General features: G+C 63.4%; 19 protein-coding genes. 6 read left to right on the top strand and 13 right to left on the bottom strand.

All coding sequences use genetic code 11. The annotated features are described in order from the left end of the window. Window positions 1-174: 174 nt before the first annotated feature. Entirely contained in the window at window positions 175-1,440 is a 1,266-nt protein-coding gene (locus BCY88_RS20365; RefSeq protein ID WP_120345997.1) for an MFS transporter, read from the bottom strand. A gap of 524 nt (window positions 1,441-1,964) precedes the next feature. Here BCY88_RS20365 and BCY88_RS20360 point away from each other — a divergent pair. Further along, window positions 1,965-3,644: a methyl-accepting chemotaxis protein gene (locus BCY88_RS20360; RefSeq protein WP_120345996.1), complete on the top strand. Its 1,680-nt coding sequence runs from the start codon at window positions 1,965-1,967 to the stop codon at window positions 3,642-3,644. Between the two features lie 539 nt (window positions 3,645-4,183). Here BCY88_RS20360 and BCY88_RS20350 read toward each other — a convergent pair. Genes BCY88_RS20350 through BCY88_RS20335 form a run of 4 tightly spaced genes read right to left on the bottom strand, consistent with a single transcriptional unit; the run spans window position 4,184 to window position 9,188 of the window. Continuing rightward, window positions 4,184-5,044: an efflux RND transporter periplasmic adaptor subunit gene (locus BCY88_RS20350; RefSeq protein ID WP_120345995.1), complete on the bottom strand. Its 861-nt coding sequence runs from the start codon at window positions 5,042-5,044 to the stop codon at window positions 4,184-4,186. Between the two features lie 13 nt (window positions 5,045-5,057). Continuing rightward, on the bottom strand, window positions 5,058-5,258 hold the full coding sequence (locus tag BCY88_RS20345; protein WP_120345994.1) for a DUF1656 domain-containing protein: 201 nt from the start codon (window positions 5,256-5,258) through the stop codon (window positions 5,058-5,060). Then, on the bottom strand, window positions 5,248-7,458 hold the full coding sequence (locus BCY88_RS20340) for an FUSC family protein (RefSeq protein WP_120345993.1): 2,211 nt from the start codon (window positions 7,456-7,458) through the stop codon (window positions 5,248-5,250). Before BCY88_RS20340 ends, BCY88_RS20345 begins: the two co-directional genes overlap by 11 nt. Before the next feature lie 11 nt (window positions 7,459-7,469). After that, the gene (locus BCY88_RS20335; RefSeq protein WP_147408534.1) at window positions 7,470-9,188 is read right to left on the bottom strand and encodes an efflux transporter outer membrane subunit; all 1,719 of its coding nucleotides are present in this window, start codon (window positions 9,186-9,188) and stop codon (window positions 7,470-7,472) included. Window positions 9,189-9,409: 221 nt separating this feature from the next. On the opposite strand from BCY88_RS20335, the gene BCY88_RS20330 reads away from it, so the two are divergent. Both BCY88_RS20330 and BCY88_RS39885 read left to right on the top strand, forming a co-directional pair. Beyond that, window positions 9,410-10,348, top strand: a complete 939-nt coding sequence (locus BCY88_RS20330) for a LysR family transcriptional regulator (RefSeq protein WP_120345992.1) — start codon at window positions 9,410-9,412, stop codon at window positions 10,346-10,348. A 241-nt stretch (window positions 10,349-10,589) separates the two neighbouring features. Then, a complete protein-coding gene (locus BCY88_RS39885) occupies window positions 10,590-10,748 on the top strand; it encodes a hypothetical protein (protein ID WP_167346788.1) in 159 nt (52 codons plus the stop codon). A 36-nt stretch (window positions 10,749-10,784) separates the two neighbouring features. Here BCY88_RS39885 and BCY88_RS20325 read toward each other — a convergent pair whose 3' ends face one another. From BCY88_RS20325 to wrbA, 5 genes are all read right to left on the bottom strand, one after another. Continuing rightward, window positions 10,785-11,504 (bottom strand): SOS response-associated peptidase, encoded by a 720-nt coding sequence (locus tag BCY88_RS20325; protein WP_120345991.1) that lies wholly within the window; start codon window positions 11,502-11,504, stop codon window positions 10,785-10,787. 126 nt (window positions 11,505-11,630) lie between these two features. After that, a complete protein-coding gene (locus BCY88_RS20320) occupies window positions 11,631-12,437 on the bottom strand; it encodes a metallophosphoesterase (RefSeq protein ID WP_120345990.1) in 807 nt (268 codons plus the stop codon). Window positions 12,438-12,488: 51 nt separating this feature from the next. Continuing rightward, window positions 12,489-13,907, bottom strand: a complete 1,419-nt coding sequence (locus BCY88_RS20315; protein WP_120345989.1) for an FAD-binding oxidoreductase — start codon at window positions 13,905-13,907, stop codon at window positions 12,489-12,491. A gap of 62 nt (window positions 13,908-13,969) precedes the next feature. Beyond that, window positions 13,970-14,410 carry a DUF2069 domain-containing protein gene (locus tag BCY88_RS20310; RefSeq protein WP_259461460.1) on the bottom strand — a complete coding sequence of 147 codons (441 nt, stop codon included), beginning with the start codon at window positions 14,408-14,410 and terminating at the stop codon, window positions 13,970-13,972. A gap of 122 nt (window positions 14,411-14,532) precedes the next feature. Continuing rightward, window positions 14,533-15,135, bottom strand: a complete 603-nt coding sequence (gene wrbA, locus BCY88_RS20305) for an NAD(P)H:quinone oxidoreductase (RefSeq protein WP_120345988.1) — start codon at window positions 15,133-15,135, stop codon at window positions 14,533-14,535. Between the two features lie 128 nt (window positions 15,136-15,263). Between wrbA and BCY88_RS20300 the strand changes: the two genes are divergently transcribed. Beyond that, on the top strand, window positions 15,264-16,577 hold the full coding sequence (locus BCY88_RS20300) for a YihY family inner membrane protein (protein WP_183081410.1): 1,314 nt from the start codon (window positions 15,264-15,266) through the stop codon (window positions 16,575-16,577). Between the two features lie 64 nt (window positions 16,578-16,641). Here BCY88_RS20300 and BCY88_RS20295 read toward each other — a convergent pair whose 3' ends face one another. From BCY88_RS20295 to BCY88_RS20285, 3 genes are all read right to left on the bottom strand, one after another. Continuing rightward, window positions 16,642-16,962, bottom strand: coding sequence for an Mpo1-like protein (locus tag BCY88_RS20295; protein WP_028200181.1), 321 nt, complete (start codon window positions 16,960-16,962; stop codon window positions 16,642-16,644). Between the two features lie 198 nt (window positions 16,963-17,160). Next, the gene (locus tag BCY88_RS20290; RefSeq protein WP_120345987.1) at window positions 17,161-18,003 is read right to left on the bottom strand and encodes an alpha/beta fold hydrolase; all 843 of its coding nucleotides are present in this window, start codon (window positions 18,001-18,003) and stop codon (window positions 17,161-17,163) included. Beyond that, window positions 18,000-19,427: an O-acetylhomoserine aminocarboxypropyltransferase gene (locus BCY88_RS20285; RefSeq protein WP_120345986.1), complete on the bottom strand. Its 1,428-nt coding sequence runs from the start codon at window positions 19,425-19,427 to the stop codon at window positions 18,000-18,002. Before BCY88_RS20285 ends, BCY88_RS20290 begins: the two co-directional genes overlap by 4 nt. A 239-nt stretch (window positions 19,428-19,666) precedes the next feature. On the opposite strand from BCY88_RS20285, the gene BCY88_RS20280 reads away from it, so the two are divergent. Both BCY88_RS20280 and BCY88_RS20275 read left to right on the top strand, forming a co-directional pair. Beyond that, entirely contained in the window at window positions 19,667-20,128 is a 462-nt protein-coding gene (locus BCY88_RS20280) for a CBS domain-containing protein (RefSeq protein WP_120345985.1), read from the top strand. Between the two features lie 175 nt (window positions 20,129-20,303). Continuing rightward, a complete protein-coding gene (locus BCY88_RS20275; RefSeq protein ID WP_120345984.1) occupies window positions 20,304-22,241 on the top strand; it encodes an MFS transporter in 1,938 nt (645 codons plus the stop codon). Window positions 22,242-22,297: the final 56 nt, after the last annotated feature.

Raw genomic sequence — 22,297 nt, 5'->3', positions numbered from 1 at the left:
AGTGATTGGATGGCGAATCGTACGGCGCGCGGGCGTGGCGAGAGAGCGGCACGTACATCCGCACAAGCATAGTGCACGCGTGGCTGGGCGGACAACGCGGGTTCACCATGAGCGGGGACAAGAAAAAAGGCGCCGCGGCGCCTTTTTCCATTCACTTCCAGACAGGTCACACCATCAGGCTTTCGCGCGCTTGCCTTCGACATTCGGCAGGAACACCGTCAGCATGCCGATCAGCGGCAGGAACGAGCAGACCTTATACACATACGTGATGCTGGTAGCGTCGGCCAACTGGCCGAGCACGGCAGCGCCGACGCCGCCCATGCCGAACGCGAAACCGAAGAAGAGGCCCGCGACCATCCCCACCTTGCCGGGGATCAATTCCTGCGCATAGACGAGGATCGCCGAGAACGCCGACGCCAGCACGATACCGATGATCACCGTCAGCACGCCGGTCCAGAACAGGTTGGCGTACGGCAGCAGCAGCGTGAACGGTGCCACGCCCAGGATCGACACCCAGATCACATACTTGCGGCCGATCCGGTCGCCGATCGGACCACCGATCACCGTGCCCGCCGCAACCGCCGCGAGGAACACGAACAGATGGACCTGCGCGGCCTGCACTGGCAGATGGAACTTGTCGATCAGATAGAACGTGAAATAGCTGTTGATGCTGGCGAGGTAAAAGTACTTGGAGAACACCAGCAGCATCAGCACAGCCATCGCGAACATGACCTGGTTGCGCGACAGGGTCGCGTGACCGGTCTGGCTGCGCGTTTTTTTCACAGCGGGATGCTGCTTGTACCAGCGGCCGATCTGCGTGAGCACGACGATCGCCACCAGCGCCGCTACCGAAAACCACGCGATGCTGCGCTGGCCATGCGGAATCACGATCAATGCAGCGAGCAGCGGCCCGAGCGACGAACCCGCATTGCCGCCCACCTGGAACAGCGACTGTGCCAGACCGTGCCGGCCGCCAGACGCGAGGCGCGCCACGCGCGACGATTCCGGATGGAACACCGACGAGCCGCAACCCACCAGCGCCGCCGCGACCAGCAGCACGCCGAAACTCGGCGCGACCGACATCAGGAGCAGGCCGGCGAGCGTGAAGCCCATGCCGACCGGCAGCGAATACGGTTTCGGATGCTTGTCGGTATAGCTGCCGACCAGCGGTTGCAGCAGCGACGCGGTGATCTGATAGGTCAGCGTAATCAGCCCGATCTGCCCGAACGACAGCGAAAAGTTGTCTTTCAGCATCGGGTAGATGGCCAGAATCAACGACTGGATCATGTCGTTGAGCAGGTGCGAAAAGCTGATCGCGCCCAGCACGGAGTAGACCGTGCGCTGGATTTTGGCGGTGGGCTGCGCGGCGCCGGGGTTGGCAGGACTGGCGGGAGAGGCTGAGGCGCCGGCGAGGGCGCTTTTATCGAGGCTCGTTTCCATACGCTAGATGAGAGAGGAGAAAGGGTGAAAGGTCATGATTTCAGGCTGCGGACGCGCCGTCGTACTGCAGGTTCGCCGGTCTGTCCGATGGGTACGCGAGCTGTGCGGCATTTCGACGCGGTACCCGGCGTTGTCACCTATTTGTCGAAGTTTAATGTGGCTTCGGCGAAATGTAAGGACAAGTTTTGTCGCGAATCGGACACGTGTGGGCCTGTCTGGAGGTCGCACCAGCGCGGAAATTGGGCGTTTGGTGCACTGCCGCGGTGCTGGCGGCGAGTGTGTTGCCATTGCCACGCGTGCCTGGCAAGCCGTTTGATAAATGCGGTTCGGGGATTTTTGGCCATGTATAAAACGGTCGCGGGCGCGAAGCTTACAAAGCGATGCGTCGAGGACCGGGCGCGACGGTCGGCATGACGCGAGCGGCGGCGTTAAAGATCGCTGACGTTTATGCCGTAGACCCGGAGAGATAAGCATTAATGCCGGAACCGACCTTTCCGGCAGTTCGATACGCGGGGACGAGGAATATGAAAGCAGTTTCGCTGGGTGGCCAGACGGGCGCGGGGTTCGTACCGGAAGGGGAAGCGGCGGGCAAGCCGTCACCATCGCGCGGCGAGAGCAGCCGCTCCCGTGCCGTGGGGCTGAAGGGCTTGTCGGTAAAGGCGACGCTGCGGCTTGCGTTTGCCGTTCTGCTGATCGGTACGCTCGCGATTGGGGTGTTTTCCCTGACCCAGATCAGCCGGCTGAATGCCTCGGCGCAATCGATTTACGACCAGGGCCACGTGGCGAGCCGCGCAGCCGAAGAGGCGCGCGGCCACATGCTGCGCGCAAGCCGCGCGCAAAAGATGCTGCTCACCGCGACCACTGCGAAGGAGCGCGACGATCTCGGCGGCGACATCGACAAGGGGTTGAGCGGTCTTACCGTGGAACTCGGCACGCTGCAACAGTACGTCGACACATCCGACGCGAAGGCGGTCGATCAGCAGAAGAAATTTGCTGCGGCCGTTGCGGTATGGAGCGGTCACCTGCGTGATTTCGTGAAGCTGGTGAAGGCGCAGCCGCTCGATCTTTCGCAGATGAACTGGCAGGTCGGGACACAGGACGTATCGCTGCTGGTCGAGACTGGCAAGCTTGAAAAACTCGTCGACGAACTCGTTACACAGCGCGGCACGGCCGCGAAGGCGACTATCGAGGCATCGGGTTTTATCTTCCATTCGTCGTTTGTGATGATTGCGGTGATGACGATCGGGCTGATCGTGCTGGCGTTCGGCATTAGCGAGTGGGTGGTGCGACGCCTTGCTGGCCAGCTCGGCGGCGAGCCGGGCTACGCCAAGGAAATTGCGAGCCGGATTGCCGCGGGCGACCTGTCGAATCAGATCGCGCTCGGCCGCAAGGACAAGTCGAGCATGCTGTACGCGCTGCACGACATGCAAAGCGGTCTTGCGACGACGGTCTCGGACATTGCGTCGAGCGCCGACGCGATCGCGACCGCATCGGGCGAAATTTCGATGGGCAATCTCGACTTGTCGCAGCGCACTGAGCAGCAGGCGATGGCGCTCGAGCGGACGGCGAGCAGCATGGAGCAGTTGACCTCCACGGTCAGACAGAACGCTGACAACGCCAAGCAGGCGAGCACGTTGGCGAACAACGCATCGGAAATTGCCGAGAAGGGCGGCGCCGTGGTGAGCCGCGTGGTGGCGACGATGAACGAGATCAACGACAGCGCACGCAGCATTGGCGACATTATTGGCGTGATCGAGGGCATTGCCTTCCAGACCAACATTCTCGCGTTGAACGCGGCGGTGGAAGCCGCCCGAGCTGGCGAAGAGGGGCGAGGATTTTCTGTGGTGGCAGCCGAGGTGCGCAATCTGGCCCAGCGCAGCGCGGCCGCTGCCAAGGAGATCAAGGGATTGATCAGCACGTCGGTAGAGCGGGTGAGTAATGGTTCGACGTTGGCACAGGATGCTGGACAGACGATGGATGAGGTGGTCAAGGCGGTGAAGCGCGTGACTGACATCATGGGCGAGATTTCGGCGGCGTCATCGGAGCAGAGCGCGGGGATTGAGGAGATCAACCTCGCGGTGACACAGATGGATTCAGGCACCCAGCAGAACGCCGCCCTGGTGGAACAGGCAACGGCGGCCGCCAGATCATTGGACGATCAGGCGCGCGGCCTGAAGCAGATGGTCGGCAAGTTCAGGCTATAAAACGGCAAACGGCAAACGGCAAACGGCAAACGGCAAACGGCAAACGGCAAACGGCAAACGGCAAACGGCAAACGGCAAACGGCAAACGGCAAACGGCACCATAAGCTTCGCGAACGTGGGACAACGTGGAGTCGGGGGAAGGGCCGTTCGGCGCGCGGTAGCGCCGCCGGAAGAATGACTGCTTTGTCACTGGTGCGGAATGTGCGAGAGCACAGATTCCAGATGCACCACTACCGTAACTGCGCGGGGGACCCACTTAAGAGTTAGCGGTTTGAGCCGCTTTCTCTTGCTTACTTCTCTTTGCGGCCGGCAAAGAGAAGTGAGTGCCGCCCCGCACAGGGGCAACGCTAATAGACCACTATCAATTCAAGGAAAGGCCCAAGAGCCAGACCAAGAAAAGTAGGTGCCGCCCCGCACAGGGGCAACGCTAATAGACCACTATCAATTCAAGGAAAGGCCCAAGAGCCAGACCAAGAAAAGTCCAAAGAAGCCAGACCAAGAAAACACCCCAACAAACGCCACGAAGGCAAACACAAAACTCACCCAGGCCGAACAACAACAGTACAAGTAATCCCAGCAGCAAGCACAACCCCGTCGGGTACAGAATCAATCCTAACCCGCACAGGCACGCGCTGCGCCAACCGAACCCAGTTAAAAGTCGGATTCACATCAGCCAGCAGCTCCCGGCTTTCGGGATTATCACGATCATAGATCCCACGAGAGATGCTCTCGACATGCCCCTGCAGGGTACCGCCGCTCATCAGCCGAACTTCGGCTTTATCGCCGACCCGCACATGAGGCAGCTTGGTCTCCTCAAAATACCCATAAACCCAGAACGAGTGACTATCGACGATCGCGAGCTTGGCAGCCCCAGCAGTCGCATAGTCGCCGCGAAAGACATTCAGATTAGTGACATACCCGTCAACCGGCGACACAACCCGAGTGCGCTCAAGATTCAACTTCGCAGCATCAAGCGCAGCCAAAGCCTGCTGATAAGAAGCCTCGGCAGCAGACGCAGTATGAGTCGCATTCTCACGGCTCTCTTTGGACACAACCAAAGCATCCATATCCGCCCGCCGCTGCGCATCATCCCGCTTCATCTGCAACTCCGCCTTGCGCGCAGCAACAGCAGCCTCTGCCTGCTCAACAGCAATCTGATAATGCGAAGGATCAATCTGCATCAACAGATCCCCCTTCTTCACCAGTTGATTGTCCTTAACCGGCAAATCGACAACCGCGCCTGAAACATCAGGCGCCACATTGACGATCTCTGCGCGCACGCGCCCATCACGTGTCCACGGTTCATCCATGTAGTGAACCCACAACACGCGCCCAATCAAAATCGCGACGATAAAAATAATGGCTGTCGCGACGAAGCCAACAATATTTCGGATGGTCATGTTTCGACTCTGATCAACGATAAACGGCGAGACCCAGCACGCCGCACACACACACGAGCAAGCTGGCCCGGAACAAGGACGGGTGCCATACCACGCGATACAGGCCCGTATAGGCAATCGCGCGGTCCAACACCCACGTAAGCGCGGCGCCCGCGATGAACAGCAGCACAATGGCCGGCACGTAGGCGTCGAAAACGGCGATATCACGTGGCATGACGAACTCCTTCTGACGCGTGGGCACGACCGCTCACCAGCGGTTCAAGCGGCGATTGCGGATCGAGCAGCGCGGTACGAATGAAATGCAGTTGACTCAGAATGCGTTGCAGCTGATGCCGCTCCTCACGCGGCGGCGTGAAAGTGGCCAGCATCAGTTGAACGGCGGCGATGGCGTCGACGGTGGCGGACAGCGCACGGTCGAAGCGGTCCGCGCGCGGCCGCTCGAACAGCGCGGTCAGCGCATCGCGCATCGCACGCAGGTTGACGCGCCACGGCATCGACTTCGCGTAGCGCGCGTCGGCGGGCAGCGCCGCCACTTCGCGGCGCAGATCGATCATTGCGTTGCCTACTTCGAGTACCGAAAAGAGCCAGCGCAAGGTGTCGCGCTTGAGCTCGGGTTCGTTCTGCGCGAGGGCATTGATCTGGAACATCAGATCGCGCGCGCCGCTCTCGAAGCGCGAACGCACCCGGCGCATGCCCGCCCGGCTCGCCAGCGTGACCTGGCGGCGCAGGTCCACCAGCAGGCGGTTGCGCAGCCAGGGCGTCGAAGGCGGCAGCAGCACGGCAAAGGCAACCGCGCACACCAGCATCGACAGCACCAGCGCAATCGCGTCGTTGATGGTGCCGCTCGGGTCGTAATGAATCAGGTTGTCGGGGCCGGCGAGGAAGCAGAAGAAGATGCAGTAGCCGACGCCGTAGCCGGCCAGCGCCGGGCGTGTCGTCATGAACACGCCGAGCAGCAAAAACGGCGTGAGCGCGGCACACAGCAGCGGAAAACCGTCGATGTGCGGATACACGCCGTACACCGCGATCATGCCCATCACCGAGGCGACCAGCGTGCCGCCGGCCATCTGGAACGCGGTGCGTTTCGGATTCGGCGACGACGACGCCAGCGCGCACACCGCTGCGGCATCCAGCGTCAAGGTCGAGCCGCTCGGCCAGGCGGTGGCGATCCAGAATGCGCCGAGCACGATCATGACGATCGCCGCGCGCAGGCCGGCGACGCTCGCGGCGATCGCGTTCGTCTTCGGCTCGTAACGCTCGATCCAGCGCTCGCGCTCATGCGTGTCGACGGCAAGCGACGCATAAGTGGCCGCGTACGCGTGCAGATCGTCGATGAAGCGGTACAGCAGTTCGGCGCCTGTGTCGAAGTCGAGCAGCGGCGCGTCCGGCTGCGTTTCCAGCGCGGCGCGGGTCGCGCGTACGCGCCTGGGCAGTTCTGCCTTGTACGCGTCGAGTTGCGCGGCGGCGTGGGCCGCGTCGCCGGCGCTCAACACCGGTTCGCCGGACTTCGCGAGCAAGGGGGCGATTTCCTTGAAGTACGGCTCCAGCGCGTCAACGGCGACGGCCGCCCCGCTCGTATTCGCATCGCGCAGCCGGTTCATCAGTTGATGCAGCGCGTGAAAGCGTGTCGAAGCGGTCATGAACTCGCTGTTCAGACGCGCGAGGCGGCCGCCGCGCATCCGCGAATCGGGGCCTTCGAACACGGCGACGCTGCGCGCCGCTTCGAAACCGACGATGTCGGCGACGAAGCCCGCGTTGGTCGCCTCGATTTGTGCGCGGTCGTTGCGGCCGGCCAGCGAGGCCGACACATACTCGACGAACGCCGAGAAACGCGCACGCACGGTACCACGCATCTGCAAACCGGTGAATTGCGGAAACACGAGACCACTGACCGCGCCCGCGCAGAGAATACCGACCACCACTTCGGCCACCCGCGTAAGCGCGCTTAGAAACGCACCGTCCGGATGCTGCGAGGCGGGGATGCCGATCAGCGCGGCGGTATAACCGGCCAGCACGAAGCCGTACGATTTGAAATTGCGATTGCGCGCGGCGCCCGCCGTGCAGATGCCGACCCAGATTGCGGTCGTGACGATGAACAATTCCGGTTGCTGTGCGAACAGACCGATCAACGCCAGCATCACGACGAGGCCGACCAGCGTGCCGCAGATCCGGTAGAAGCTTTTGGCGAACACCATCCCGCTTTGCGGCTGCATCACGATGAACACGGTGGTCATGGCGGTGCGCGGTTGCGGCAGGTCGAGTTTCATCGCAATGCCGAGTGCGAGAAAGCAGGCGGCGAGCGCTTTGAACAGATAGACCCAGGTGAGGCCGTCGGTGCGCGCCCAGTCGGCGGCAGCCGAGTAGAGCGCGGCAAACGAAGTCGGGCGCGAGGCGGGAGAGGGGGAGGCTGACATGGCCGGCTTCCTTACTCAGCCGCGGGCACGTTGGTGGACGGGCCAGATACGCTGGCCGCGGCGCTTATGCCGGCTCCGCTCACCCGTTTGGCAGCCCCGCGCGATGCCTTTGCCGCCGAGGCGGTAGGGCTTCGCACCGATACCGTGGCGGCAGCGGTGTTATCCGTGGCGCTCGTCGAGCGGGTTTGCGTCGGCGCGTCCGAAGGCCTGGCCTCAGTGTTCGAATCGGACGCTGCTTTGCCTTTTCCATGCGCCGGCAAGGTTTCGTTGGCTTGCGGTGCGTTGGCCGGTTCGTCGAGTCCGCCGCCGAGCGCCGTGACCAGCGACGCATGCGCATTCAGCCGCTCCGCCTGAATCTTCGCGACGCCTTCCTGCGCGCGCAGCAACTGGCTTTGCGCGACCAGCACGTTCAGATAGTCGGTCAAACCACGCCGATAACCTTCGCGTGCAAGGTCGTAATTCTTGCGGGCCGCCGCGACCGAGCGGTCGGCGTCTTGCGCCTGGGTGGCGAGCGAACGGATCCGGATCACCTGATCGGAGATATCTTTCAGCGCACCGACAATCGATTGGTTATAGCGGTCGACCGCCTCGTCGTACCCAGCCGACGCAGCGCCGAGTTGCGAGCGCAGCCGCCCGCCGTCGAAGATCGGCAGCGACAGCGCCGGACCCGCGCTCCAGCTATGCGACGGGTCTTTCAGGAACTGGAACAGCGGCCCCATTGCCGCATATCCGCCGATCGACGCCAGCAGGTTGATGTCCGGATAGAAGCTGGCCTTGGCGACGTCGATGCCGCGCGCTTGCGCCGCGACCGTCCAGCGTGCCGCCACCACGTCCGGCCGATGGCCGATCAGATCCGCGGGCAGGGCGCTCGGCAGGGCGGCGGGAGCGGTGTCGAGCGAGAGTGTCGGACGCTGGATCGCGTCGCCGGCGCCAGGGCCCTTGCCGGCCAGCGCGGCCAACTGATTGCGGCCGAGGGCGATCTTCTCCTCGATCGCGTCGATCTGGCGCTCGTACTCCGGCATCGGCGTTTCGGCCTGGCTCACTTCGAGCTGCGTACCGATGCCGCCTTTCAGACGCCGGTTCGCAAGATCGACGATCTGCTGCTGTTGCTGCAGCGTCGATCTGGCAATGTCGAGTAGTGCATAGTTCATCGACAGTTCGATGTAGGTGCGCACCACGTTGCCTTCCAGTTCGAGCTGGGCGGCACGGAAATCCGCTGCGCTCGCATGGGCGGCGTCGAGCGCGCGCTCGGCGGCGTTCTTGTCCTTGCCCCACAGGTCCAGGTTGTACGACAGGCCCAGCGTGCCGGTGTTGTTCCACGACTGCTCGCCCGCGAGCGGCCCCGGGCCGTAATAGAGGTTGTCGGCCCATTTCTGACGCTGGATCGACAGGCTGCCGTTGACCTGCGGAGAGAGCGCCGAACGGGCGACGCCCGCCATCGACACGGCTTCGCGCACGCGCGCCTGAGCGACCGCGACACTCGGATTGCCCACCTGTGCGGCTTCGACCCACTGATTGAGCTGCGGATCGTTATAGGCGCGCCACCAGTCGGCGGCCGGCCACTGGGCGTCCGCGTTGGCGGCCCGGATGGCGTTGCCTGCGTCGAGCGAGGCGGGCTCGATTCCGTGGTCTTGCGGGGCGATGCCTCCGGTACTTGCACAGCCGGCGATTGTTAATAGGATCGTAAGAACCGCGGCTGCGGCGATCCCTTTCTGTACCGGAGACTGCACGATTTCCTCCAAAATTGGCTATAGAAGCATGTGCGTCATTATATTTTTTGATTGATTGGGGAATAACCGGTAAAGATGCAAGGCATTTTTACGGAATATGAGACAATCGCCTTTGCGAATCGTGTAACAATCGCTGCCGAACACGAGCAACTATCTTGCAACTATGTTGCATGGGATCGGAGTAAGTGCTGAAGCGCTAACTCCGGATCGACAGGAAAAGTATGGATACGCTTCAAAACATGCGCGTATTTGTCCGCGTCGTCGAAGCGGGCAGTTTTACGGGTGCCGCGCAGCACCTGAACACGACGACGGCGTACGCGTCGCGCGCGGTTTCCGATCTGGAAGCGCATTTGCGCACGCGTCTGTTGAACCGCACCACGCGCCGTATTGCCCTGACCGAGGCGGGCGAGCGCTATCTGCAGCGCTGCGAGCAGATTCTCGCCTACGTGGATCAGGCGGAAGCGGAGGCGAGCGACGCCCACGCGCGCCCCTCCGGCAAGCTCAAGGTCCACGCCATGACCAGCTTCGGCCAGCACTACGTGGTGCCGGCCGTGGGCCGCTATCAGGAGCGCTATCCGGACGTGCATATCGAACTGACGCTCGCGCAGCGCATGCCCGATCTGCTCGACGAAGGTTTCGACGTGTCGCTGACACTGGCAACCGGCTTGCCCGATTCGGGGCTGGTGTCGCAGCGGCTAGGCAGTGCGTTCAGCATTGCGTGCGCGTCGCCGGCTTATCTGGAGCGGCACGGCGTGCCGCAAACGCCCGCCGACCTCGCACAGCACACGTGCCTGCAACTGGTCACGCCCGTGTTTCCGATCGACAAATGGACTTTTGACGGCCCGAACGGCGAGGAAACGATCGCTCTGGGCGCGGCCACCTTCCAGGTGAATGTCGCCGAGGCAATGGCGGTCGCGGCCTCCAGTGGCATGGGTATCGGACTGATTCCGATCTACTCGGCCATCAGCGGTTTGCGCAGCGGCGAACTGGTGTGGTTGCTGCCGGAATACACCTCGCAGGAAATGAATCTGTATGCGCTGTATCCGTCCCGGCAGTATCTGGACGCGAAAATTCGCACCTGGGTCGAATTTCTGCGCGACGAACTGCCCGCCACGCTGGCCGTGGATCAGGAAGAGTTGCGCCAGTTCGCGCGCAGCTGAAGCGGCACTGAAGCGGCACCACTCGGGCGGTTGACGATGCTTGACGGTTGCAGGCCTTAGCGGCGTGATAGCCTGTTACATAAGTGCCGCGCCGCAACATTTCCTTACTTCTGCGCCGCGGTCGATTTGCTAACGTGTGGTTTCACGCGCTGCCGCATTCAGCTGGACGCGCTCAATTAGCCATCGTATTAGCCGCCGTTTGGCAAATCGCAACATCCGCAACAATTAGGACGAGGAATTCATGGATACGCATCTGATGATCGGCGTGGCCGTCATGCTGGGACTGATTGGAATCGCCGCATCGCGCGATCTGCTGCGCCGCCTGCGCGACCAGCAGCCGCAACTGGTGCCGGTCAAGGTCGAGCGTCCTGATTCGCAAGGGCAACGGCGCGATCGTTGAAGCTATTCGGTCTGTTTCGGTCCGCGCACCGCGTGGTCAAAGCAGCGCCTCGATCAGGCCTGGCTCGTCGTTGAGCGTGCGGTCCACCTCGAGGCTCACGCGGTGCCAGCGAAACCGTGCGGCGGGCAGGCAGGCGCTGCGCACGAGTTGCTCGAGTTCGTCGGATTGCAGCGCCGGGTCGAGCCAGCGGCGCGCCGCTTCCGGCGCGAATGCCAGCGGGCGTTGGCCGTGTACGTCGACAAGACCCGCGTCGGCCGTAGCCGTCACGATCACCAGTCCCATACCCTCCGTCTGAAGTTCCGTGCCGTGTACGCTGGATAGGGCCGCGAGGTACATCGGTGCGTCGCTTTTCAGATGCACGAAATAGGGTTGGCGCACCGTTGCGTCGGCGTCTCCCGCGTGATCCCCGTTTGATGTTCCTGGCGCCGTTTCCATGCGCCATTCGAACCAGCCGTCCGCGGGCACCAATACCCGACCGGTTTTCCACAAATCCTTGAAGTAGCGCGTGTGCGGCGCGGTTTCGGCGCGCGCGTTGATCGTCTGCGGCAGATGCTGCTCGCGTGCCCAAGCCGGGCAATAACCCCAGTGAATCGCGCGCAGCGTTTGGTCCGGGTAAATCGTGAGCGGATGGGTGCCTGGCGCGAGGTTGTAGCCGGGACGCCGATCGGCGGCGTCGAACAGCATCAGCGGGTCGGCGAGGCCAAGCTGCTGGGTGTACAGATGCGGATCGCGGTACTGGCTGATTCGACCACACATGAGCGACCTCCGGAGATCACCGGTCTGGCGGGTTTGACCGGCTCGAACCCGAACCCGGATCCGACGACACCCCCAGCGTAGTGCGTGGCGCGTGGCCGCGCTACCCCGATCGGCCCCAAGCCGGCGCTATATCTCGACGACCTTGTCCCACGCGAATTGCGGATTCTCCAGCTGACGGGTGCGCCGGTCCAGATAGCCGCGCGGATTGCACACCACGCGCGTGCCGTTCACGGTGTAGTCGAACGGTGTATGCGTGTGTCCATGAATCCACAGTGCGACGGGGGAGCGCACCAGCTGCGGCAAATGATTGACGAATCCGGCCGACGAGCGATCCTCTGCATAACGTTCGGCCAGACTCAGCCGATGCGGTGCGTGATGCGTAACGACGATCGTCTTGCCCCCGAACGGCTTCGCCAGTTCGCTTTCGAGCCAGGCGCGCGCCTTCGCGTGCAACGCGAGGGAGTCCTCCGGGGTGAAGTCGCGCGGCGAGTCGTGGGTGTCGTGCGGCCAGTTCATCTGGATCAGGCCGCGGAAGTCGAGCATCACCCGGCGCGATGACTCGATGCAGTCGGCAAGCGTGTCAGGATCCGCGCCGTATAACGTGAAGTCGGTCCACAAGGTCGTGCCGAGCACGCGCCAGCGGCCTTGCGGGTCGACCAGCGCGGCATTGTTCAGCACATGCACGTTGTCGACTTGCGCGGCGGCGTCGTAGAGGGCGCTTTCGAGCGCGCCGAATTCACCGTCGTAGTACTCGTGATTGCCGGGCACGTAGACCACCGGCACGGCGCCGTCGAAGGTTTGCGCGGCCCAGCGCGGGCCGGCCGCGTGATTATGGATGTCGCCGGCCAGCACGATCAGATCCGCCTGCGCATGCGGGATCAGCTCGGGCTCATCGTTTTCCAGATGCAGATCGGACAGCACTCGAATCTTCACGACGACGACTCCTGCAATGGGCCTCGCACAAAACGGCGCGGCCTTTAAACCCTAGCGTAGCACCTTGCCCGGGTTCATCAGGTTCAACGGATCGAGCGCATGTTTGACGGCGCGCATCAATTGCACCTCGACGTCCTGTTTGTAGTGCATTGCCTCGTCGATCTTCAGCTGGCCGAGGCCGTGTTCCGCGCTGATGCTGCCACGATGCCGATGCACGCTGTCGTAGACGAGCTGATTGATCGGACCTTGCCACGTCTTGAGGAACGCCTTCGCGTCCACGCCTTCGGGCGCTTGGACGTTGTAGTGCAGGTTGCCGTCGCCGAGATGGCCGAACGTGACCATTCGCACACCGGGCACGGCCTGCGCGATTGCCGCGTCGGTTTCCTCGATGAAATGGCCAATGCGCGAAATCGGCACGGCGATATCGTGCTTGATGTTCAGGCCTTCCTCAGCCTGGGCGAGCGGGATGTGTTCGCGCAGATTCCAGAATGCCCGCGACTGCGCGAGGTTTTCCGCGACCACCGCGTCTTCGACCAGACCTTCTTCGAGCGCGGTTTCCATCAGGCGCTCGAACAGGGCGCGTGCGTGCGCCTCGTTCTCGCTGTCCGACAGTTCCAGCAGTACGACCTGAGCATGCGCTTCGGCAAACGGATAGCGCATCTGTTCGAAATGCCGGCCCACCAGCCGCAGGCAGAAATCCGACATCAATTCGAAGCCGGTCAGAAGCGGCCCCGCGACACGTTGCGTGAGCGACAGGAAATCGAGCGCCGCATGCGGCGACGCGAGCGCGGCGAGCGCCGTGACGCGCGCGGCCGGTTGCGGATGCAGCTTGAGCACGGCGGCGGTGATGATGCCAAGCGTGCCTTCCGCGCCGATGAACAGATCGCGCAGGTCGTAGCCGGTGTTGTCCTTGCGCAGTCCGCGCAGGCCGTCCCAGAGTTCGCCTTGCGGCGTGACGACTTCGAGGCCGAGACAGAGTTCGCGCGTGTTGCCGTAGCGCAGTACGCCGGTGCCGCCGGCATTGGTGGCGAGATTGCCGCCGATCGTGCAACTGCCCTCGGCCGCGAGGCTGAGGGGGAACAGGCGGCCGGCCTCGTCGGCGTGCTTCTGCACCTCGGCGAGAATGACGCCCGCTTCGACGGTGATCGTGTTGTTGTGCGGATCGATGTCGCGCACACGGTTCAGGCGCCGCAGACTGATGACCGCTTGCGCGCCGCTTGCATCCGGCGTGGCGCCACCGGCCAGACCGGTGTTGCCGCCTTGCGGCACCAGCGCGATGCGATGCTCGACGGCGAGTTTGACGAGCGCGGCGACTTCGTCAGGGGTGGCCGGACAGAGCACCGCGCAGGCCGCGCCGGTGTAACGGCGGCGCCAGTCGGTGAGGTAGGGGGCGGTGTCGTGCGGATCGGTCAGCACCTGGGACGCGCCGATGGCGTCGCGGCAGGCAGTGAGGAAAGCGGCTTGGGTCATATTGGTCGGTCAGGGTGTTCGGCGGATCGGTTACGCGGGCGGTGACGCGAGACGTGCTGTTCTCATCGCGTGCTGTCCCCGGCCTGTTCAGCGTTCTGCGGTGCGTTTGCCATTGCGGTTTGCCGCGCTGCCCGTTTTGCAGCGCGCTTGAACGGCGCGACATACGCGAGTGTGCAGACAAAGAAAGCCAGCGAGAGGGCGGTTTCGAGCCAGCCGAGGCGGGCGCTCAGGCCGTGGTCGCTCCAGCCGCGCACAATGCCTTCGGCGAAATACAGCAGAATCAACATCGACGCCCATTGCAACGTGTAAAGCCGGTGCCGCCATACGCCGGGCAGGGCGAGCAGGAGCGGTACGGCTTTGAGCACGAGTGCCGAGCCGCCGGGACGCAGGGGCGCGAGCCACCATTCCCAGGCGACGGACAAGACGATCAGCGCGAGCAGGGTGGCGGTGGCGCCGAAAGCGGCGGCGCGTTTTTGCGGCACGGGCATGGTGGCTGGGCGCATGGGCGTGTTCCTTGCGCAATCCGCCGGGGACGAACCGGCGGATTGCGCGTTGCGGCTGCTCACGGGCATCGCGGAGTTCGCATCGTTCGAATCGTTCGCGGCGCCCGGCGCATCCGGCGCGTTCACGGCCGTTCGCTCATGGATGCCGCCGTGCGGGCAACGCGCGCGCCGAGCGCAATCGCCAGCGTTTTCTCGTCGGCGGAGATGCCTTGTTCGGCCGTGCCGGCGCGTGCGAAATGCGACGCGCCATAGGGGCTGCCGCCGGTTTGCGTGGTGGAGAGCGTACTCTCGGTGTACGGAATGCCGACGATCAGCATGCCATGATGCAAAAGCGGCAGCATCATGGAGAGCAGCGTGGACTCCTGGCCGCCGTGCAGGCTGCCGGTGGAGGTGAACACGCAAGCGGGTTTGCCGGACAGCGCACCCGAAAGCCACTGCGGCGTGGTGCCGTCGAGAAAGTATTTCAGCGACGCGGCCATGTTGCCGAAGCGGGTGGGCGAACCGAGCGCGAGACCGGCGCATTCTTCGAGATCGCGCAGTTCGACGTAGGGCGGTCCTTCAGCGGGAATGTCCGGCTGGGTCGCCTCGCAGACCGTGGAAACCGCCGGTACGGTGCGCACGCGCGCCTGCATGCCGGGGACGCTGTCGACGCCATGCGCGATCGCCAGCGCAAGCTCGCGCGTAGCGCCGTGACGGCTGTAATAGAGCACGAGAATGTCTTTCATAGGCCTCATCGGTGAACGGGTATTATAGGGGCTGGGTCCGCTGTACAGGCCATCCATAGCCATTCGGCCAGGCCTCGGGCACGGTCCTGAAACACCGTTTGATAAAGCCGGGAGGTAAGAAGGTGGGTTTGCTGTCCAGGGTGCGTTTCGATCTCGACAAGCTCAAACGGCTTGCGCAGTTTGCCGCGAAGCGCAGCGGCGAAGATCGCATTCCGCAGGTGGCCGGCAGCCTCACGTTCACCACCATGCTCGCGCTCGTGCCTCTCGCCACGGTCGCGTTCGCGCTGTTCACCGCGTTTCCGATTTTCAGCTCGTTTCAGATGTCGCTGCAGATTTTCCTCGCCGACCATCTGATGCCTGCTCAGCTCAACAGTCAGATTTTCAATTACCTGAACCAGTTCGCGTCGAAGGCCAAGGGCCTGACGACCATCGGCATGATTTTTCTGTTCGTCACCGCCGTCATGACGATGATGACGGTGGAATCCGCTTTCAACGTGATCTGGCGGGTGCGCAAGGCGCGGCCGTTCGCGCAGCGCATTCTGGTCTACTGGGCAATCATCACGCTGGGGCCGATTCTGATCGGGGTGAGCCTGTCGATTTCGTCCTATCTGTTCACGCGTTCCATGGCGTTCACGGGCACGCAGCATATTCCGTCCGTGATCGACTGGGCGCTGACGAGCGCCGCGTTACCGTTGACGGCACTCGCTTTCACGATGCTTTACGTGTTTCTGCCGAACTGCCGGGTGGAGTGGCGCGACGCGGTGATCGGCGGGGTTGCTGCCGCGATCGCCTTCGAACTCGCCAAGCGCGGCTTTGGCTACTACGTGCGCAGGATTCCGACCTACACCGCGGTGTACGGTGCATTTGCCGCCGTGCCGCTATTCCTGCTGTGGATGTATCTATGCTGGTTCATCGCGCTGGCGGGCGCGATGATCGCATCGGCATTGCCGGCGATCCGTATTGGCCAGTTTCACCGGCCGAGGTTCGAGGGCAGCAATCTGTTCGATTCGCTCGAACTGCTCGCGCGGCTCTCGGAAGCGCGCGATGCGGGCAAGCGCGGCTACACGGTGCCGGAGCTGTCACGCATGCTTCGCCGTGAGATGGACACCACGATCAATCTGCTGGAAAAGCTCGAGGAAATCGACTGGATTGCGCGCTTGCAGGAAGACGGCACGCGGCCGCATTTCCTGTTGCTGGCAAATCCGGCGCAGATCACGGTTGAGCGTCTGTTCGACCTGTTCGTGATCGACCGCGCCGAGCTCGAATATCAGCTTGAGCTGAACTCCACGCGTGTGGATGGGCAGATGCTTCTGGCGGCGCTGGAAAACGACAAGCTGAAAGTGACGCTCGCTACGCTGCTGGCGGCGCGTGCCGCTGCGCGGGCAGCGCGCGCCCAGGAAAGCGAACAGGGTGCTTCTTCAATGCCGCATCAGGCTGCATGAGCGTGTTGCATAAGTGTGCTACATAAGCAGGCTGCATGAGCCGGCAGCCTGAAGCGCTGACCATCTAAAGCGAAATCTTCCCCACGCAGATGTCTTTGAACATCACCCAATCGCCCATCAGGCTATAAAGCGGATGCCGGAAGGTGGCCGGCCGGTTTTTCTCGAAGAAGAAATGCCCGACCCATGCAAAGCCATATCCGCAGATGACCGCAGCCGGCAGCCAGAGCCAGTTGCCGGTGGCGAGCGCCATGGCGAGGCAGCCGATCACGCCGAGCGAACCCACGAAATGCAGCCGCCGCGACACCGTGTTGCGATGCTCGCTCAGATAGTACGGGTAGAACTCCGCGAAACTTGCGAAGTGATCGGTGTGCGCGGTTTGAGCCATCACGGCCTCCGAATGTCGACGCTACTCGATTCCGTGCCCGTCGCTCCAGGTTGGTTCGCCGCGCGCAGAGATGCCCGGCGCGCGCTCGAAACAGGACAGGCCTGACCCATTGTGCGGCTATCGGGCCATGCGTGCAACCTGGCCATTCGGCCGATGGCGCGCGTCTACCTTCGCGCTTATCGTGACGGCTCGTGACGGCTATTGAGCGGCCTGCAACGGCTTCGAGGACTTCGAAGCAAAACTGAACAACGCGTCGAGCGTGGCATCGGGCTGCTCGGTCATCAAGGCATGGCCGGCTTCGAGCATGACCGTGTCGACCGGTACGCCGGCTCGGGCGAGCGCGTCGGCGAGCGCTTTGGCCGCGCGCGGCGGCGTCATTGCATCGCGCCGGCCCGCGATCAGCCGGGTCGGACAGCGTACCTCGGCGGCGCGTGCGAGGCCGTCCGCATAGCTATTGCATGCGGTGAAGTCGGTGTGGAACAACTGCGGCTCGCCGCTCTTGGAGACGCGTTCCATCAGCCGCTGATTCATGCCGTGCAGCCAGAAGCCAGGGCCTGGGCACGACGGCTTGGCGGCGAATGTCGAGTGTGACCATTGATTGACCATGCCGATTGCATCGGGCTCGCGATGCAAGGCGGCTTCGAGCAAGGCGTCGGAGACGGCCATCGGCACGGCGGTGGCAAGCAGCGCCAGATGCGTTGTGCGCGCCGGATAACGGCCGGCGAAGTCGAGTGCGATCAGCGAGCCCATGCTGTGTCCGGCCACGAACGCGCGCTGCACACCGGCGGCGTCGAGCAGGGCGACCAGCCAGTCGGCCATCGCGGGCACGCTGGCGAGCGCCGGGCCCGCGCTGCGGCAGTGGCCGGGCAGATCGACCGCCAGCACGCTGAAGCCATGATGCGCGAAGTAACGCGTTTGCAATGCCCACACGCTATGGTCATGCTCGGCGCCGTGGATGAATACGGCGGTTGGCAAGCTGGAGTCGAATGGTTTGCCGCCGGTGTATGCGTAGGCAGGTTTGCCTTGAACGGTGAGGATCATGCGGACTCCGGGCGGGGCGTGGCCGGGTTGGCAGGTGCCGCGGATTGGGTGCCTGGGGAGGAAGTTGTGGATGAATTGGCCGGATCGGTTTTTGCCGTACCGGACGGACCGGTTGGCCCACTTCCAGACCCGCTCCCAGCCGATTTTTGTGCGGCTTTCAGTGCGCGCTTGAGGTCGTCGATCAGGTCGTCGGGGTCTTCAAGACCGATCGACAGGCGGATCGTGCCTTCCGCGATGCCGGCTGCGGCGAGCGCGGCGGCATCCATGCGAAAGTGCGTCGTCGAGGCGGGATGGATGACGAGCGAGCGCGCGTCGCCGACGTTCGCGAGATGCGAGAACAGCGAAAGCGCTTCGATGAAGCTGCGTCCGGCGGCGCGATCGCCGCGCAGATTGAAGCTGAACACGGCACCCGCGCCGCGCGGCAGCAGACGCTTCGCGAGCGCATGGTCCGGATGCGACAGCAGCTCCGGGTAAGCCACGGCTTCGACGGCCGGATGGGCGCACAGGAACTCGACCACCTTGCGCGTATTCGCGACGTGCCGCTCCATGCGTAGCGGCAGCGTTTCGATGCCTTGCAGCAGTTGCCACGCGGCCTGCGGATGCAGGCATGCGCCGAAGTCGCGCAAGCCCTCGCGGCGCGCGCGCAGGAGGAACGGCGCGACGGTGCTTTCCTCGGCGAACACCATGCCGTGGAAGCCCTCGTACGGTTCGGTAAATTCGGGGAAACGGCCGGACGCGTCGAAGTCGAAAGTGCCGCCGTCCACCAGCACGCCGCCGATCGTCGTGCCGTGGCCGCCGAGGAATTTGGTCGCGGAGTGATAGACGAAGTCGGCGCCATGCTCGAATGGCTTGAGCAGATAGGGCGTGGTAAAGGTCGAATCGACCAGCAGCGGGACGCGGTGCTCGTGAGCGAGTTGCGCCACGGAGGCGATATCGAGCACGTCGAGCCCCGGGTTGCCGAGCGTTTCGCCGAACAGCAGGCGCGTGTTCGGGCGCAGCGCGGCGCGCCAGGCGTCGAGATCGCCGGGTTTGACGAAAGTCGTCTCGATGCCGAAACGCCGCAGCGTGTAGTGCAGCAGGTTGTGCGAGCCGCCGTACAGCGCGCTGGAGGCGACGATATGGGAGCCGGCGCCCATCAGCGTGGCGATCGCCAGATGCAGCGCGGCCTGGCCACTAGCCGTGCCGATTGCGCCCGCGCCGTTTTCCAGCGCGGCGACGCGTTCCTCGAACACGGCCACGGTGGGGTTCGAGATGCGCGAATAGACGTGGCCGGCGCGTTCCATGTTGAAGAGCGCCGCGGCGTGGTCAGAGTCGCGGAACGAAAACGAGGTAGTCTGGTAAATCGGCGTGGCGCGCGCGCCGGTGGTCGGGTCGGGCGCTGCGCCGGCGTGCAGCGCAAGCGTATCGAAACGGTTGGCGGACATCCTGGGCGGCGAGGCCACGGACGGCCCCGCGAAAGGTGAAAGTGGCGGCCATCCTATCATCGGCATGAATCGCTTCAAGCGCGGTTTTCCCGATACATGCTGTTTGGACGGTGCCGCACAGAACCGGCAAACCCCCGTCGCGCCTTGATGGGCGGGCCGCTTTCCTTTTATGGGCCTTTCCGCTAGGATCGAAAGTCATTCAGGCACTATCAGCTTAGCGGGTATCACGGAGACAGATCATGCGAGTCAGCGACATTCTTAAAGTCAAAGGCAACACCCTTTTCACGGTTACGCCGGATACCACGCTGCACGACGCAGTCAATACCATGGCCGAGCACGACATCGGCTCGCTGGTCGTGATGGAATACGGCGACCTCGTCGGCATGCTGACCTTTCGCGAAGTCATTCTGACCTTGAGCAAGCATCACGGCAGCCTCGGTACCTCCACGATCCGCAAGCTGATGGACGACCATCCGCTCACCTGCACGCCTGAAACGGACGTCAACGAGGTTCGCCGCATGATGCTCGAGCATCACGTGCGCTATTTGCCGGTGCTGGAAAGCCGCACGTTGATGGGCGTGATTTCGTTCTACGACGTCGCGAAGGCGGTGGTCGAAGAGCAGGGCTTTGAAAATCGCATGCTCAAGGCCTATATCCGCGACTGGCCGGAAGAACAGCAGGAACAGCAGCCGGCGCGTTAATGCCCGGTGGCTGGTGACTCACCGCGGCGCTCGCGCCGTTGCCGTGAGTGTGAAAATGCGGTCAAGGCGCGCGCGAAAACGTGCGCTTTTTTTGTGTCCGGTCTTTTCCTGGTTTTTTCCCGGCTTTTCCACCGTGTTGCTCCTTTAGCCCGTTTCTTGCCGGTTCCCGACCTCCATGAGCGATCGCCCAATACCTGCTGCCCGCCGTGCCGCGCGCCCTCACGAGGCGCATGAGTCGCAGTTCCGCCTGCTCGGCCAGCGCCGTTTCGCGCCGTTTTTCTGGACCCAGTTCCTCGGCGCGATGAACGACAACGTGTTCAAGATCGGCTTCACGTCGCTCGTCACCTATCAGGCGGCACGCTTTTCGGGTGTCGATCCGAAAACGGCCGCGTTCCTGATTTCAGCGATTTTCATCCTGCCGTTCGTGCTGCTGTCGGCGACCTCCGGTCAGATCGCAGACAAGTACGACAAGGCAATGCTCACGCGTTTCGTCAAAACCTTCGAAATCGTCGTGATGCTGATCGGGGGCGCGGGTTTCTGGCTGCATAGCGCGCCGCTGCTGTATCTGTGCACGTTTCTGATGGGCGTCCATTCGACCGTGTTCGGGCCGGTCAAGTATTCGTACCTGCCGCAGCATCTGTCGAAGTCGGAACTGGTCGGTGGTAACGGCATGGTCGAGATGGGCACCTTCGTCGCGATCCTGGTCGGCACGATCATCGGCGGCGTGGGCGCGGGTTTCGTCGAGCATGGCGCCGTGGTGCTGGCCTGCGCGTGTGTCGCGATTGCGCTGGTGGGGCGGCTGGTGTCGAACTTTGTGCCTGTCACGGCGGCGCCGCAGCCCGATCTGCGCATCAACTGGAATCCGGTCAGCGAGACGTGGCGCAACCTGAAGCTCGCGCGCGAGAACCGCACGGTGTTTCTGAGCCTGCTGGGGATTTCCTGGCTGTGGTTCGTGGGCGCCACCTTTCTGTCCTCGTTTTTCAGCTTTGCGAAAAACGTGTTGTCCGCCGATCCGGATGTCGTAACCGTCCTGCTCGGCACGTTCTCGATCGGCATCGGCATCGGCTCGCTGCTGTGCGAAAAGCTCTCCAAGCGGCGCATCGAAATCGGCCTCGTGCCGCTTGGCTCGATCGGCATGAGCGTGTTCGCGATCGATCTGTTCTTCGCGAGCCATGCGCTGCCGGTGGCCGGGCATTTGCTGAGCGTCGGCGAATTCCTCGTGCGGCCCGCCCATTGGCGCGTGCTGGCCGATCTGTTTTTGCTGGCCATGTTCGGCGGCTTCTATAGCGTGCCGCTCTATGCGCTGATCCAGAGCCGCAGCCAGCCGAGCCACCGCGCGCGCATCATCGCGGCAAACAATATTCTGAACTCGCTGTTCATGATCGTTTCGGCCTTGATGGCGATGGGGCTGACCGCGGCGGGTTTCAGCATTCCGGCGATTTTCCTCGTCACCGCGCTGCTGAATATTGTCGTCGCGACGTATATTTATTCGCTCGTGCCCGAGTTTTTGCTGCGCTTTATCGCCTGGGTGCTGGTGCACACGTTCTACCGGATCCGTCTGGTTCATGCCGAACGGATTCCGGAAGAGGGCGCGGCCGTTCTGGTGTGCAACCACGTGAGTTTCGTCGATGCGATCGTCATCATGGCCGAGAGCCCGCGGCCGATCCGCTTCGTGATGGACCATCAGATCTTCAAGTCGCCGTTCGCCGGCTGGGTGTTCCGCCACGCGAAGGCGATTCCGATCGCGCCCGCCCATCAGGATCCGGCGCTGCTCGCGCGCGCCTACGAGCGCTGCGCCGAGGCGCTTGCCGAGGGCGATCTGGTCTGCATCTTCCCGGAAGGCAAGCTGACGAAGACCGGCGAGATGAACCCGTTCCGCCACGGCGTGACTGAGATCATCCGCCGCACGCCGGCGCCGGTGATACCAATGGCGCTGCGTGGACTGTGGGGCAGCGTGTTCTCGCGCGCCAACGACGCGCGCTGGCCGCGGCCGATCCAGAAGGGCGTCATGAGCCGGCTGACGCTGGCGGTAGGGGAGCCGATCGACCCGGCTGAGGCGTCGCCTGAGGTGCTGCAGCAGATTGTCACCGAGTTGCGCGGGGCGCGGAAGTAGCGCGGCGTGGCCTGCCGGGGCGGCCGGGGCGGCATCAAGGCTGGCATAATAGTGCT

It is taken from the genome of Paraburkholderia fungorum, from assembly GCF_003610895.1.
GTDB classification, from domain to species: Bacteria; Pseudomonadota; Gammaproteobacteria; order Burkholderiales; family Burkholderiaceae; genus Paraburkholderia; species Paraburkholderia fungorum_B.
This window is presented reverse-complemented; position numbering and strand designations above follow the sequence as displayed.

What these genes read in the sequence shown, in the direction of transcription:
- BCY88_RS20340 (WP_120345993.1), bottom strand. Translation starts at nt 7,458, where the DNA reads ATGTCAGCCTCCCCCTCTCCCGCCTCGCGCCCGACTTCGTTTGCCGCG.
- BCY88_RS20345 (WP_120345994.1), bottom strand. Translation starts at nt 5,258, where the DNA reads ATGCCACGTGATATCGCCGTTTTCGACGCCTACGTGCCGGCCATTGTG.
- BCY88_RS20280 (WP_120345985.1), top strand. Translation starts at nt 19,667, where the DNA reads ATGCGAGTCAGCGACATTCTTAAAGTCAAAGGCAACACCCTTTTCACG.
- BCY88_RS20330 (WP_120345992.1), top strand. Translation starts at nt 9,410, where the DNA reads ATGGATACGCTTCAAAACATGCGCGTATTTGTCCGCGTCGTCGAAGCG.
- BCY88_RS20315 (WP_120345989.1), bottom strand. Translation starts at nt 13,907, where the DNA reads ATGACCCAAGCCGCTTTCCTCACTGCCTGCCGCGACGCCATCGGCGCG.
- BCY88_RS20275 (WP_120345984.1), top strand. Translation starts at nt 20,304, where the DNA reads ATGAGCGATCGCCCAATACCTGCTGCCCGCCGTGCCGCGCGCCCTCAC.
- BCY88_RS20310 (WP_259461460.1), bottom strand. Translation starts at nt 14,410, where the DNA reads ATGCGCCCAGCCACCATGCCCGTGCCGCAAAAACGCGCCGCCGCTTTC.
- BCY88_RS20325 (WP_120345991.1), bottom strand. Translation starts at nt 11,504, where the DNA reads ATGTGTGGTCGAATCAGCCAGTACCGCGATCCGCATCTGTACACCCAG.
- BCY88_RS20360 (WP_120345996.1), top strand. Translation starts at nt 1,965, where the DNA reads ATGAAAGCAGTTTCGCTGGGTGGCCAGACGGGCGCGGGGTTCGTACCG.
- BCY88_RS20365 (WP_120345997.1), bottom strand. Translation starts at nt 1,440, where the DNA reads ATGGAAACGAGCCTCGATAAAAGCGCCCTCGCCGGCGCCTCAGCCTCT.
- BCY88_RS39885 (WP_167346788.1), top strand. Translation starts at nt 10,590, where the DNA reads ATGGATACGCATCTGATGATCGGCGTGGCCGTCATGCTGGGACTGATT.
- BCY88_RS20295 (WP_028200181.1), bottom strand. Translation starts at nt 16,962, where the DNA reads ATGGCTCAAACCGCGCACACCGATCACTTCGCAAGTTTCGCGGAGTTC.
- BCY88_RS20350 (WP_120345995.1), bottom strand. Translation starts at nt 5,044, where the DNA reads ATGACCATCCGAAATATTGTTGGCTTCGTCGCGACAGCCATTATTTTT.
- BCY88_RS20285 (WP_120345986.1), bottom strand. Translation starts at nt 19,427, where the DNA reads ATGTCCGCCAACCGTTTCGATACGCTTGCGCTGCACGCCGGCGCAGCG.
- BCY88_RS20290 (WP_120345987.1), bottom strand. Translation starts at nt 18,003, where the DNA reads ATGATCCTCACCGTTCAAGGCAAACCTGCCTACGCATACACCGGCGGC.
- wrbA (WP_120345988.1), bottom strand. Translation starts at nt 15,135, where the DNA reads ATGAAAGACATTCTCGTGCTCTATTACAGCCGTCACGGCGCTACGCGC.